The organism is Roseiconus lacunae, from assembly GCF_008312935.1.
Taxonomy (GTDB): Bacteria; Planctomycetota; Planctomycetia; order Pirellulales; family Pirellulaceae; genus Stieleria; species Stieleria lacunae.
On the sequence record NZ_VSZO01000079.1, the window covers coordinates 210709 to 224187 of the forward strand.

At 52.6% G+C, this 13479-nt stretch carries 12 protein-coding genes; 5 read left to right on the forward strand and 7 right to left on the reverse strand.

The annotated features are described in order from the left end of the window. Positions 1-63: 63 nt before the first annotated feature. The 5 genes from FYC48_RS26410 to FYC48_RS26430 all read left to right on the forward strand — a co-directional run bounded on the left by FYC48_RS26410 (position 64) and on the right by FYC48_RS26430 (position 5022). Positions 64-564 (forward strand): A24 family peptidase, encoded by a 501-nt coding sequence (locus tag FYC48_RS26410; RefSeq protein ID WP_149499795.1) that lies wholly within the window; start codon positions 64-66, stop codon positions 562-564. Positions 565-627: 63 nt separating this feature from the next. After that, positions 628-1824 carry a Flp pilus assembly protein CpaB gene (gene cpaB / locus FYC48_RS26415; protein ID WP_149499796.1) on the forward strand — a complete coding sequence of 399 codons (1197 nt, stop codon included), beginning with the start codon at positions 628-630 and terminating at the stop codon, positions 1822-1824. Then, positions 1821-3152: a CpaF family protein gene (locus tag FYC48_RS26420; RefSeq protein ID WP_149499797.1), complete on the forward strand. Its 1332-nt coding sequence runs from the start codon at positions 1821-1823 to the stop codon at positions 3150-3152. Before cpaB ends, FYC48_RS26420 begins: the two co-directional genes overlap by 4 nt. After that, entirely contained in the window at positions 3149-4069 is a 921-nt protein-coding gene (locus FYC48_RS26425; RefSeq protein WP_149499798.1) for a type II secretion system F family protein, read from the forward strand. The genes FYC48_RS26420 and FYC48_RS26425 overlap by 4 nt, the downstream gene beginning before the upstream one ends. Continuing rightward, complete coding sequence (locus FYC48_RS26430) at positions 4066-5022, forward strand: type II secretion system F family protein (protein ID WP_149499799.1); 957 nt, start codon at positions 4066-4068, stop codon at positions 5020-5022. The genes FYC48_RS26425 and FYC48_RS26430 overlap by 4 nt, the downstream gene beginning before the upstream one ends. A gap of 20 nt (positions 5023-5042) precedes the next feature. Here FYC48_RS26430 and FYC48_RS26435 read toward each other — a convergent pair whose 3' ends face one another. The 7 genes from FYC48_RS26435 to FYC48_RS26465 form a co-directional block, all read right to left on the reverse strand. Then, entirely contained in the window at positions 5043-6653 is a 1611-nt protein-coding gene (locus tag FYC48_RS26435) for an AI-2E family transporter (RefSeq protein ID WP_149499800.1), read from the reverse strand. A 68-nt stretch (positions 6654-6721) separates the two neighbouring features. Next, positions 6722-7546 carry a DUF6690 family protein gene (locus FYC48_RS26440; RefSeq protein ID WP_149499801.1) on the reverse strand — a complete coding sequence of 275 codons (825 nt, stop codon included), beginning with the start codon at positions 7544-7546 and terminating at the stop codon, positions 6722-6724. A gap of 619 nt (positions 7547-8165) precedes the next feature. Beyond that, on the reverse strand, positions 8166-9992 hold the full coding sequence (locus FYC48_RS26445; RefSeq protein ID WP_149499802.1) for an ATP-binding cassette domain-containing protein: 1827 nt from the start codon (positions 9990-9992) through the stop codon (positions 8166-8168). Between the two features lie 213 nt (positions 9993-10205). Further along, the gene (locus FYC48_RS26450; protein ID WP_149499803.1) at positions 10206-11336 is read right to left on the reverse strand and encodes a hypothetical protein; all 1131 of its coding nucleotides are present in this window, start codon (positions 11334-11336) and stop codon (positions 10206-10208) included. 330 nt (positions 11337-11666) lie between these two features. Further along, a complete protein-coding gene (locus FYC48_RS26455; protein WP_149499804.1) occupies positions 11667-12593 on the reverse strand; it encodes a YihY/virulence factor BrkB family protein in 927 nt (308 codons plus the stop codon). 50 nt (positions 12594-12643) lie between these two features. Continuing rightward, complete coding sequence (locus tag FYC48_RS26460; RefSeq protein ID WP_149499805.1) at positions 12644-12826, reverse strand: YqaE/Pmp3 family membrane protein; 183 nt, start codon at positions 12824-12826, stop codon at positions 12644-12646. A 58-nt stretch (positions 12827-12884) separates the two neighbouring features. Further along, on the reverse strand, positions 12885-13292 hold the full coding sequence (locus FYC48_RS26465; RefSeq protein WP_235034449.1) for a hypothetical protein: 408 nt from the start codon (positions 13290-13292) through the stop codon (positions 12885-12887). Positions 13293-13479: the final 187 nt, after the last annotated feature.

Below are 13479 nucleotides of genomic sequence, written 5' to 3' on the forward strand. Positions count from 1 at the left end.
GTACGTCGCAACCACTCCTCCCCTCTCCTCTTTGTTTCAACACTCAGCCCAATCACGACTTCCATGGACCTTCAACCCGTTTCAATCCTCGCCATGATCGCGTTAACGTCGATCGCAACCTACGTGGACCTTAAAGAACGACGTATCCCTAATGCGTTGACGGTTTCGGCCGCGTTGGGGGGCGTTGCCTGGGGGGCTTACTCCGGCGGACTTGCTGGATTGCTGGCGTCCATCGGTGGATTCGCGGTTGGATTCGGCATCCTTTTAGCGCTTTGGCTGATCGGTGGCGGTGGAGGTGGCGACGTCAAACTTATGGGCGCCGTCGGAGCTTGGCTTGGTCCGTTGCCGACGTTGATCGTTTTTCTTGGCAGCACCCTGTTTGCGATCATTTGCACGCTTGTCTTGATGGTTTGGAATGCCTCCGCGAGCCATCAAGGTGGGCATCCCACCGTTTTATCGCAAGACGATGCTAACGAACCACCGGTAGCGAAGCAATCGATTCCGTATGCCCTACCTGTCGCACTTTCGATTTGGTCGCTCATCGTTTTTCAAACGATTCGCTAACCCTCAACGACTTGTCAACTTTGGGTTCATCGTCCAACTATCTTTTCTTGCGATCGAATCGTCATGCAATTGCCATCTAACGGACCTTCAAACATCAATTCGGGAACGTTGTTGATCGGAATGTTCGCCGTCACCGTTGGGCTCGCTGGGACCTATGTCCTACGAGTTGCCCTGCGGCAGGAGCCACCACCTGTGGTCGCCGAACAACCCGAACCAGAACCGGAGCCTCCGAAGCGAATCACCGTTCCCTTGGCGAGCCGTGACATTCCGGTCGGAACAGAACTCACGCTTGATGATGTCGCCCTGTATCGCTTGACACAAACCGAAATTGAAACACTGATCGGCAAGCAAGCGTTTATGACCAATCCCAAGCAGATTATCGGAAAGGTCTTGCAAAGCTCAATGCAACGTAATGACGCGTTCAATACCAAAAATTTGCTCCCGGCAGGCAAATTCCCGGGGGTTTCGAAGCGACTGAAACCGGGGCTCCGTGCGGTGACGATTCAAATGAGTTCAGAGAACGCGCTGCTTGGTTTTGCCACGCCCGGACAACATGTCGATGTGCTTTTTCACTACGGACAAATGAATGGTCACGACAATTCGCAAGGGACAGCGTACCCCGGCTTTTACCCGGCACACCACGTTTTTAATTCACCGGGGCTGCGTGATTACCACGGAAATCGGATCGGCAACGGATCGGGAGGGGATTTATCGGCTTTCCAGAATGCAACTTCGACCCTGATCCAAGATGCCGAAATTCTTGCCATCGGAATGTCCAGTACGCCGACTGATTTGGCGAGCCCGCTGCCCCGAGAAGAATCCGTACGTGTTACTTTGGCTGTCGCACCGAAACAAGCCGAAATGATCCGAGTTGCCAAAGGACACGGCGAGCTTTCACTCACGTTGCGTGGTCCGGAAGACAACCAATTTGTCAGCCTAGTCGATCCGGTGACGCTGGATCACATCATGGACTTTGACACGACGGTCCACGAAATGGAAATATACCGAGGGACGGCGCTCTCAAAAGTTCACTTCGGGACGAATCAATCCATCCGTGAGCAAGTATTTACAAACCATGCCGGTGGCGAAGATCCTGAAACCGATTCACAAGTCGATCAAAGTCCTCCTTCCGTGCCAGCGGGATGGCCAGTGATGGTCCCGATTCAAAGTCCGATGTTGGGCTACTTTGCCAGCCCGTCCGCAACGACGGGGGCAACGCCGAATGCGACATCTGATGCCGCACCGGAGAACGATCGATGATCACCGCCGTACCCGAATCTACTTCGTTTGCTATGCCGTACGACGACAGCAAACGTGAAATTGAGTTCCAGGTTAAGAAACAGCAGCTCCATCAACGCATCGTCGAAAGTCTCGATGTCTCGACAGCCGAACAGATGAGTCGTGAACGGTTGCTGAGCGAACTTCGGCAATTCATGCGGCTGTTCAGCGATGAAGTCGAGATGGACGACGGTGAGTTTCAACGTGTCCTCGATGAAATGCCTTGGGAAATGTTCGGCGTAGGTCCACTGGAGTTCTTGCTGCGATCGCCTGACATCAGTGACATTTTGGTCAATCATGCTCACGAAGTGTTCGTCGAGCGGAACGGTGTTCTTGAATCCTCGCCCGTGGTATTCGCTGATGATCAGCACCTGATGCGGTTGATTCGCCGCATCGTTACACGAGTCGGACGGCGAATTGACGAGTCCTGTCCACTTGTCGATGCACGACTGGAAGATGGATCGAGAATCAACGCAATCATTCCGCCACTGGCACTTGATGGTCCTAAGCTTTCCATTCGCCGATTCGGCAACCGACATGGTCGATTGGAACGATTGGTAGAGGCTGGGGCGATGAATACGACGATGGCATCGTTCTTGGATGCAGCGGTACGGTCAAGACAGAGCATCTTAATTTCCGGGGGGACCGGATCTGGGAAAACCACGATGCTCAACGCACTTTCTTCCTGTATCCCAGACGACCAACGTATTATCACGATCGAGGATTCCGCAGAACTGCGTCTTCAGCATCGTCATGTCGCTCGATTGGAAACCAGACCGGCGGGGAGTGAAAATGTCAGCGAATATAATCAACGCGATTTGGTCCGAAACAGTCTTCGGATGAGACCGGATCGGATCATCGTCGGTGAAGTTCGAGGTGCAGAAGCCCTCGATATGCTTCAGGCGATGAACACAGGACACGAGGGTTCGCTGACAACGATCCACGCTAACGACACCGTCGATGCCATCTCCCGACTGGAATTGATGATCGCAATGGCGGGCCTTGATCTTCCGCTTGCTGTGTTGCGATCCTACATCTGCAGCGGCATCTCGCTGATTGTCCACGTCGCGAGATTGCCCGGAGGTATCCGGAGAGTGACACGAGTTTCAGAGCTGAACGCTACTGATGATGGATACGATTTGATCGATGTGTTTCGGCGACGACGTGGAAGTTGCGATGGAAACGGTGAGTCGGGAGACGAGTTTGTCGCGTGCGAACGCCCACGCTGTATTGACCGTTTTATTGAAGATGGAATCTTATTCGACGATTCCATCTTTGAAACGCCCGGCGACCGAGAGGTAGTCCGATGATTTCGGTGATGGATGTTTCTGCGTTTTGTCTTTCATCGATAGTTGCCGGATCGATCGCCTGGATCAGCCGAAGTAGAACGACCTCCGTTGATCCGCATGCCGTAGTTCCAACCCGGTTGCTTGTTCGGCGTGACAAACAGAATGATATCCGAATCGGAGGTGTCTCCGTTCAGTTTGATCGATGGTTAGAAAGTGTATTGATTCGATCGGGAACAAAAATAGACCGGCTGACCTTCATCGTACTGCTGATCGCGATGACTCTTATCGCCGGATATGTCGGCTGGTCCTTAGCGATTCATCCTTTGATCATTGGGACGATTTGTGTTGCCATCGTGCCAACAGGACTCATGATCGCAACGCTCAAAATGAAACTTCGGCTGAACAAGTTAGAGTCCCAATTTCCGACGATGTTGGAGGTGCTTTCACGCGCAACCCGTGCTGGCGAAAACTTAGAAAACGCATTTCAAATCGCGTCCGAATCATCGGAGGAGCCGATACGCGGTGAGCTTCAACACTGTGTCCGTCAAATGAGAATGGGTATGCCAGCGGAAGCCGTGACGGCTGACTTGGCGTGGCGAATTGATTCGACAAATGCACACTTGCTCTCTCACTGTGTCGCGATTCATCATTCACTCGGTGGCAAACTGGCGGAATCTCTCGATCGCCTTTCCGGTGTCATTCAGCGGCGTTCCGATTGCGAGCAGAAAATTAAATCGATGACCAGCGTTGGCCGCTTTGCAATACTTTCGATCGTATTAATGGGAGTCTTTGTACTCGTCTATCTTGTGCTGGCAGAGCCGGATTACCTCAACAGTCTGCTCGAATCAAGTTTGGGACATAAACTTCTCGCGTATGCCGCACTGTCGGAATTGGTAGGCTTGATTTGGGTCGCTATCACATTGAAGTCCGACCTATGAACCTATCCGAAATTGCGACACTAGGGCTGTTTGCGTTCATCACGGGAACCGTGTTTTGGCTGTTGCGGCGACGGTATGCTAAACCAAGTTCACCATTGGAAACGGATGTTGGTTTGTTTGCTGCGCCTGCACTCGGAAGATGGAATCCCGTTTTCGCCAATGTTTTGCCGGTATCTCAAGCTCGTCGTCAGCGGATTGAAAAAGAATTAGGATTGGCAGGGGCGCACCAGGGATCGGCGATCGAAGATTTCTTGGCGAAACGTAATCTCGCTTCACTTGGTGTTTTCTTCACGGCGGGAACGGGCTTCGCCGCGGGGCTTGCCGATGACCACGAGCTAATTTATGTCAGTGCGGTAGTCGTCGTTGGTTCGCTGACCTACTGCATTCCACGGATCCTATTGAGCGGACAGGCGAACCGCCGCAAGCAGAAACTCGAGAAATCGATTCCCGATGTGATCGACATGATTGCGATGTCAATCGATGGCGGAGTTCCGTTAACGACAGCGATTGGAGATGTCGAGTCACGATGCCGGGGACTGTTTCCAGAACTAGCAAGTGAGCTTCGTATCGTTCGTCGACAAGCCGACTCGGGCGATGCGCCCGACGCATTCAGTCGCTTTGCAAAACGTATTGAAATGCCCGAAGTCGCCGCCTGGTGCGCAATGATGCGACAAAGCCAGAATCTCGGCGGTCAACTTGGCAATTCACTGAGAGACTACGCTAGTCGGTTACGCAGTGATCGTCAAAACCGAGTCGAGCGTGCCGGAAATACAGCGTCGCTGAAACTGTTGTTACCGGTTGTCCTCTGTTTGGCGCCTCCGATCGCAGTACTTTTGGTTGGACCAGCCGTGATTGAATTTCGAGACTTTATCAACCGCAACAAGGACGCTACCGAAAGTGTTTTTGAGCAGGTCCAGGCTGCCAACGAATCATCGACCATGTTGGTCGAATAGACAGTTAAAAAACGGTTTTGTTACTCGATTGACACTCCTTCGGCGGCAACTGTGGTCGCGTCTTGGGAGGTAGGCTGATCTTCGGCCGGATGATCGCGAAGTTCTAGCTCTTGATTCAAAATTTCAAGTAGCGTCTGCAGGAATACCACGACCATCGGTCCGATCAAGATTCCGATCGGACCAAATACAGGGACCCCGCCAAGCACGCTTAACAGTGCGATCAACGGGTGTAACTCAGAATGCCCGTGCAGTACGATCGCTTTGATCACGTTATCGATCGATGAAACGAGTGCCGCACCGTAGATAAACAAAAAGATTGCCGCGCCATAGCGTTGATCAACCGCCCCCAGGTAAATCGCACATGGCAGCCAGACTGACGCTGCACCAAGAAATGGGACCAGAGCCATCACTGTTGTGACAAGAAATAACAACACGTACGATTCGAAACCTAAAAAGAAAAACGCGATTGCCGCCAGCAGTCCTTGAACCAAAGCGCTAAGCACACTTGCCAAGACGACGGCGCGACTCGTTTTTTCGAATTCATTGAGAAGCTGAAGTTCATAGTTGTCATCGAGAGGACTTAGACGCATCAAAGTGCGAACCATCCCCGGACCGTCGACGAAGAAGAAATAGATGGCGATCACCATGATCAGCAACCCGAATGCCGTATGAACAAACGCTCGCCCGGTCGCACCGGAGAACTTGACGAAACGTGGTTGAATGAATTCACGGACCGTGTGAATTGCTTCGGCGAGATCTCGTTCACTTGGATTGATCAAGAGTTTCGCTTGCGTACGAAATGATCCGCCAAGCTTTGCGGTGACCCAGCTATGAATCGCAGCCGACGCGACGACACCTTGTCGATGAAACCGTTCGGTCAATTCAATCTTGTCATTCGGCTCAAACACATCGACTGATTCGGCCAGCCGCAGCTCTTCGACTGTCGCGGAAAACTCGTCAAGGCGGTCGAACGCGATATCACTCATTTCTCCGGTGGGTGACGCGCCACTGGTTTTTTGATCAAGAAACGCGATGAGCTCCCTCGACTCTTCGATCGCCGAGTTGACCGCGTCGGGGTTTTCGATATCACCGATCAGTCCGGCAAGTGATTCCAGTCGACGATAGCGATCAGCATATTCGAGCTTCAATCCGATTTTCTCACGGCCACGGTCCATGGCCGACTTGATATCATCCAAATCCATACGCCCGACCAGTCCGGTCAACTGCCCAACAGCCACGGTGATCAGCAAAATGAACGGTAGCAAGACGATCGTTAAGATCACCGATGTCGTGGCGGCGGCGGCGAGTGACTTTCGGCCACGGAGCTTTCTTTCAAACCAGGCTTGCATCGGGTGAAAGATCACGACAAGCGCGGCTGCCATGAATAGCGGGATGAAAAATCCCACCATCACCTTATAGAAAAGCATTCCGACAACAAGGATTCCAGCCAATAGCACGATCACCGACAGCACCCGCGACATCGATGGCATTTCCATGAACGTCGAAACCGCGGTTTGCATCTCGCTTTCGGCCGGGCCGGAGTTCGACCTGGTCTCCTCCAAGTTCGACTTCGGTTCGCCGGTGGGATCTGATTGGACTTCGGCCGATTCGGATTCGTCAGGTTGTTGCACGCTTGTGCCTTCCGGTTCGCATCGAGGGTGGTCGAAGGTGATGGTCGACGTGATCGCCGGACCGCTCCCTACCAACGACCGGTATGGTGGTCGGTTTCCACAATTTTACGAGCTTCCGCACTAATCCCATACGGCAGGTCAGGGTGGTTTAGCTCGAAGAATACCGTGTATTTTTGATGAACCGCGTCGCTAAAGACGACCGGAGCGTGCGTCAACCGTAGAAAGTGTGTCGGTCTACCGTTCCAACGCTTCGTGTACGCCCCCGCCTCCAACGCAGGCTCACGTTGCAACCCGTACCCGCTGACCATCAATCGCTCAAGATTGGTGGGATTGCCGGTAAAGCCATGGAACGTGACCCGTTGCAGTTGATCGGAACTGTCGAAGTAATAGGTCAAAGTTCCCGCCAGATCGTCGGCGCGAATCCCAGTGACGATCGGAACTCGCAACCCCTTCAAATTCAAGTTTGCGAGGACCGTACTGACTCGCGAAAACTGAGTGATAACCCAATTGGGGCTGATATCGAAACGCAGCAACTGAGAGATATCCTGAACATGGTGCCCGCTTAATGTCGGCTGGCCGGTCGGATCAGTCGGCAGTCCGCCTAGTTTTTGTGCTAGTTCGGTATCGTAGCGGTACTCCTTGTGACGCACTTCACGCAGCTTTTCGATCTCATAGAGCGAGTGGTTCGCGTAACCGCGTTCACGTTGCTCTTCGTCACTCGGAATACCATGGGCAAGCTTCTCTTTTGGACTAACACTGACGGGGGTTTGCCCATCAAAAAGTCCATTGAATGATTGCACCGCACCACGCCCCATGTCGGTTTCCGTCGCGACGTACGGACCGATTCCGGCGGCGGCAACGGCGGCTGCGATTTTGTATCGGATGGCATTCATGTCGAAACTCAGGTTTCGGGAAGGGGCACACACGATCATCTATCGGAGCGCGCCAAACGCATCTTTTTCAAATTCGCGATGCGACTCTTCGCGATGACTGTGACGGTCATGACCAGCGATGACGGCCGGATCGATTGCGTCAACGTTGACGTACGTTCGACATCGACTGGCGTTGAGCGAACACCGATGAAGTTTCAGTGCTGCAAAAACGGGAAAATCGACATCCAAAAGGATTTTGGACGTGTCAAGACTTGCCGAGTGCGATAAATTTTGCGCATTAAGGATGGGCCTCAAGGGGCACGACGCCCACCATGATCGCCGCTAGTTTGTAATGAGCTAGCGGCGATCGCCTTTTCTAGATTGCGTCAACTGAGTTTTAAAACACAACAACGCAGTGGTGCTTATCCAAGCGATAAATTCCAGGTTCGCATCGGTGCGAAAGCCGCCACGATATTCGTTCAGCCAAACGGACCATCGAAAATTCTTGGCGGATTTCCGATGGAGTGCTTCGTCAACCTTTGATTTGAGGATAAGCCGCATGGCGTTAGCCACGGTTTCGGTGCGTTCACCAGTGCAAACACGCGTCGGCTGGTGACGTCTTTTCGAATGGAACCACGCGCTAGCTCTCAAGCTCTTCCCAACGCACGAAGAACTGCTCTAGCTCACTTTCAAGCGTCTTCAATCGGACGGCATCCTCGGCAACTCGATCGCCACCCTGCTGGTAATAGGATGGGTCTGCCATCAGAGTGTGTAGTTCGGCAATTTGCGACTCGTGTTCTTCAATTTTTGTTGGAAGCGAATCCAACTCCCGTTGCTCCTTGTAGCTCAGCTTTTTCTTTTCTGGTTTTGCTGGTTGGCTTTCCTGGGGCGGTTCTGTTTTCGAAGGCTTCGCTGCAGCGGCTTGCTTGGGCTTCGAACTTGCCGCCTTTTCATCTTGTTGACGCCGATCGACAGCAGCTCGCCAGTCATCGTATCCGCCAACGTACTGTCGCAGAGTTCCACCTTCAAACACAAGCGTGCTGGTGACAACATTATTGAGGAAGGTTCGGTCGTGACTGACAATTAAGAGCGTTCCTTGGAAATTAACGAGCACGTCTTCGAGCAGTTCGAGCGTCTCTGCATCTAAATCGTTCGTCGGTTCGTCCAGAATTAGCACGTTCGCCGGCTTGGTCATCAACTTCGCCAATAGTGCACGATTGCGTTCGCCTCCAGAAAGAAATTTGACTTTGGTACGTGCCCGTTCGGGCGAGAAAAGATATTCCTGAAGATACCCGAGGACGTGCTTCTTTGCCCCGCCGATCGTCAGTTGATCGCTGCCCTCCCCGACGTTTTCTTGCACCGTCGACTCAGGATCGAGCGTGTCTCGAAGTTGGTCGAAATAGGCGATTTGCAACTTTGTCCCAAGACGAACACTTCCAGAATCCGGTTCGAGTTGTCCCAGAAGAAGTTTCAACAGCGTGGACTTCCCAGCACCGTTGGGGCCGATCAAGCCAATCTTGTCGCCCCGCATAATGGTTGTCGAAAAATCGTCGACGATCTGATGTTCGCCGTAGGCAAAACTGATGTCCTTGACGTCGGCGACTAAGGCCCCGCTACGTTCCGCTTCCTGAACGGTAAGCTTCGCAGTCCCAACTTGGTTTTGACGCTGGCGTCGTTTTTCTCGCATCTCTTTGAGTCGACGCACTCGGCCTTCGTTTCGAGTACGACGGGCCTTGATCCCTTGGCGAATCCAAGTTTCTTCTTCAGCCAATCGTTTATCAAAAAGAGCATTCTGTTTCTCTTCAGCCTCGATCGCTTGTTCTTTGCGTTTGAGGAACGTCCCGTAGTCACAGGTCCAATCGAACAATCGGCCACGATCGATTTCCCAGATGCGCGACGCCAGTGACTGAAGGAAGGAGCGATCGTGAGTGATGAAAATTAATGTCTTGGACCAACGCGATAAGAAATTTTCTAGCCAAATGATCGAATCGACATCCAGATGGTTGGTCGGTTCATCAAGCAGCAACACGTCAGGTTGGCTAACAATCGATCGCGCTAGCAGGACTCGACGTTTCATTCCGCTGGAAAGTGATTCGAATTGCAAAGCCGGATCGAGCTGCATTTCGGTCAACGTTCGGTCGATTTGATGATCAACCTGCCACGCACTGGCGGGGTCAGAGAGCACCTCAGCGGAAATCCCGGCGCGAACCATTGCTTCAATCGTCCCCGACTCATCCTGGGGGACGTCTTGAATCAGTCGACGAACCAGGACCGAATCCGCTGCTTGAATTTCTCCATGATCAGGCATTAGCTCACCAGCGAGCATTTTAAGCAGTGTTGTCTTGCCGGCCCCGTTGCGACCTAAGAGCCCAATCCGATCGCCCTGCTGAATTTGGGCCGTCACATCGTCCAGTAAATTTGGACCGCGGAATCCGATAGAAATGTTTGCGAGAGACAGGACAGCCATAGACTGAATTCGGAAGGAGATTGCGTCGAATGAGGTGGACGCACAGTTTGCCCATTTAGACCGGGGAATCGCAAGCGGGGAGGGGGCGAAATCACCGACCAATCTGACCTGGCCGGAATAGGAATCGATTGCCGCGAGCAAAAAAAAGCGAGCATCCTTGGAGAGGACACTCGCGAGCGAGGCAATCGCCTGAATCGTTTGAGGCAAGAATTCTTAGAACTGACGGCCAGTCTCGGTTACCTGACCTTCTTGAACCATCTTTCTGGCCAAAAGAACGACCCGATCTTTCACCTTCGCCGGAATTCCTTGCACGACAATTTCTGTGCCGTCATCGAGACCGTCCAGTCGATCCTTTGGACCAAGATCGACAAGAAGTTTCTTGTCAGCCTTTGTCTTCAGCATCGCAATCTGGTGGGTTCGTCCACGGACTTTGGCCGTCATCGATTTCTCAACCGTCCCTTGGTAGCTTCGTCCGGTTCGTTCAAGCTGAACTTTCTCGCCGGAGATCGTCGCCTCTTTCGCAACCAATAGCGACTGATCACCAACCTTCATCATCAGCCCCTCGACCGTCACATCGCTACCTTCTTCGGGAACCGCATCGAACTGATCTTTTGGACCCAAATCGGCGACAATATTTCCTTCCCCATTCCGCTCCATCGTGATAACGAGATGGTCTCGATCCCGGACTGAAACCGTCTTCGTTTGCTTAACGGTTCCATTCACCTTTAACGGAGACGACTTCATCGTCTTTTGCTTGTTCATCGCCCGCATCCGTCCTTCATTGCTGTTCCCATCGTCGTTCAATGATAGATACGTAAAGTCTTCATACACCCCGTCACCGTCGTTGTCTCCGTAAGTTGCCAGAGCATCGTATAATCCATCACCGTTTAGGTCGTAGTAGTTCGTTAGATATCGATCACTCCAGTACATGTAGCCATCGTCGTATTGATCGTAAAACCAATCCTGCTCATTCCCCTCCCTGTATCCGTATTGGTGATGCGCGTCGAGGCCAGCTGCTTCTCGAGCGTTGCTTTCGCCGGATGGGCTTTGATTGGAAATAGCGGGCTTTTGAGACGAGTACTGATCACCGTCGTTGTCTCGGTCTGAACTCAACGCATTATCACTGAATTGGAATTTTTCATCATCCCAGCGACCGATCGCCTCGTCGGTCGGGTTGTAATCGTTGCCATCAAACCACTCAGTGATGTCGTACCATGCATCGTCTTCATAAAACGGAGTATTACTTCCAAACTCGTCTTGCGCGTAGAGCGGCGTTGGCAAGCTGACCGTCGCGGCGATTGCAGCGGCGAGCACAGTTCGTTTACGGATCGTACGAAGATTCATCGATTTCTCCATGGTTTGTGTTAGCTAAGGCATCGAAAAGAGGGGACGCGATACCTCATCGCGACACCAACGGAAATCTGCAAGATAGATGCCAACGTCGGAAAACCATCGAGATGGCTCTCGAGTTGTGCGGTGAACCCACCACCTGGATAGACACCAGCCGACTTATCTCAGAAGTTGACCGAATCGAAGCCAGGGCAGGACGAGTGCTTCGACCTTTCGAAGGCTTCGGATTTGGCTCATCAGCCGACGGGCGTCAGCCCTGCCTATTGCACAGGAACCGTGGCTAACGCCAAACGGCTGATCCTGCCTTCAACGGTTGATGGAGATCTAAGTCGAAGGTGACTTCGTACGAGGGCGGGTTGATTCGACAACTCGAACTGCACCTTCCTGCGGACGAATTCCGCCGCCGTACTGAACCGCGTAGACCTGCGTGGCCTCCGCGCCGAGTAAGAAGATCATGCTACTGTAGTACACCCAGACCAGGATCACAGCAAGCGAGGCGGCTGCGCTACCGAGTTGTGCCCCGGGGGAGCTTTGGCTTAGATAATACTGGAGGCCAAACCGGCCGAGTAAAAACAACACCGTGGTGATCGCGGCGCCAACCGCAACATCGCGCCAACGGATCTCCGCATCCGGCATAAATTTGAAGATCGCCGCAAACAGGATGTAGGTTACGAAACCTTGCACGATGTAGTTAATCATTTGGGCGGCGAAATCGTCGGTACCGATCCAAGTGGTGAGCTGGTCGCCGATCGCTGACAGGACAGTCGAAACGACCAACGAAACGATCAGTAAGAAGCCGAGTCCCAAGATCATCGCCAGGGAAAGTAGGCGCTTTAGCAAAAAATCTTTGACGGTCGACGTCTCAGGGTCAGGTTTAACCGACCAAACGCGATTCAGCGCGTCTTGAATCGCGCTGACAACACCGGTCGCACCGACGACGATTGCCACAAAGCTGATAAGCGTTTTCCACCACTTACCGCCGGTGTCGCGATCGCCTTCTATAATCGAGGCGATTTCGTCGGTTGCGGCTTGATTGCCGATCATCTGAGCCGCTTGTTGCTGTAACAGTGACTGAGCTTGTTGCTCCGCCTGCTCCGTCTCATAGGCAAGCGACAAACCGAACGTCATTACGATGACTAGTAAGTACAACAAAGGCGGTAAAGCAAAGATCGTGTAATAGGCCAACGCGGCGGACAGCGTCGTGCAACGATCTTTGGAAAAGTCAGCGAATGTCGTCTTGATAAAGTTCATCGGATGAATCGTTCGGATAGTCAGTGATTATGTCGACAATGTGGTACCGCCTATAGCACAACCGCGAGTGCGTGAATGATCCCGATGATCCAAAATCCGACCAGGGTCAGCACGATGTTCAAAACGAATTGTGTTCCAAGACCTCGATCCATAAAAACGGCTAGTGGCGGAAGCAACACTGCGAGGATGACCATCAGCAACGTGTTGGTAGAATGGGTTGTTGTCGTAGACATGAAATAAACCTCAAGTGAGTGTGAACTCGTAATGGTGAATCAGTGACGCGAGCCGAGATTATTCGTCGTCATCGGGAAGATCGACGTCGACGTTCGGGACTTCAATGTCCGTTTTCTTCATGTCAACATCGACATCTGGGACCTCGACTTCCTTGGTTTCGGTGGAGACGTCAACATCCGGGCCTTCGACGTCATACTCGGGGAGTTGCCCCGGATCGCCGGTTACTTCCACGTCGACGTCGGGAAGTTCGCCTTCCTTGGTTTGATCAACGTCACAACCTGCCGTCGCAAAAACGGCAAGGGCACAGCACAGAATGGTTCGCAATTGCATCTTCATCTCAATCACCTTTGGTAGGGACTGCCGTCCGGTCGACGGCGGTTCGTTAAACTCAATTCGTTCAGCCGACGATTCGTCGACCGTGGCAACATGGACAAATGCGTCGCCAACGGCAGTGGAGGAATGCAACCACTGTGCCAACCGGTGATCTACTCTCTGGAACTCCCTGTGTTGGTCGTAAAGTGGTCAGCATGAATGGAAAGTTTCCATGCCAGATCAACCCACTTTGCCCCTCACGGCGTGGAGGTACTGGGAATTTCGCGGAACATTGAGCCAACGGATCCCGCCAGGCCCATGGTGTGTCGTGTGATGCGTT

Coding starts and splice junctions, on each gene's coding strand:
- FYC48_RS26410 (WP_149499795.1), top strand. CDS start 64: ATGGACCTTCAACCCGTTTCAATCCTCGCCATGATCGCGTTAACGTCG.
- cpaB (WP_149499796.1), top strand. CDS start 628: ATGCAATTGCCATCTAACGGACCTTCAAACATCAATTCGGGAACGTTG.
- FYC48_RS26420 (WP_149499797.1), top strand. CDS start 1,821: ATGATCACCGCCGTACCCGAATCTACTTCGTTTGCTATGCCGTACGAC.
- FYC48_RS26425 (WP_149499798.1), top strand. CDS start 3,149: ATGATTTCGGTGATGGATGTTTCTGCGTTTTGTCTTTCATCGATAGTT.
- FYC48_RS26430 (WP_149499799.1), top strand. CDS start 4,066: ATGAACCTATCCGAAATTGCGACACTAGGGCTGTTTGCGTTCATCACG.
- FYC48_RS26440 (WP_149499801.1), bottom strand. CDS start 7,546: ATGAATGCCATCCGATACAAAATCGCAGCCGCCGTTGCCGCCGCCGGA.
- FYC48_RS26445 (WP_149499802.1), bottom strand. CDS start 9,992: ATGGCTGTCCTGTCTCTCGCAAACATTTCTATCGGATTCCGCGGTCCA.
- FYC48_RS26450 (WP_149499803.1), bottom strand. CDS start 11,336: ATGAATCTTCGTACGATCCGTAAACGAACTGTGCTCGCCGCTGCAATC.
- FYC48_RS26455 (WP_149499804.1), bottom strand. CDS start 12,593: ATGAACTTTATCAAGACGACATTCGCTGACTTTTCCAAAGATCGTTGC.
- FYC48_RS26460 (WP_149499805.1), bottom strand. CDS start 12,826: ATGTCTACGACAACAACCCATTCTACCAACACGTTGCTGATGGTCATC.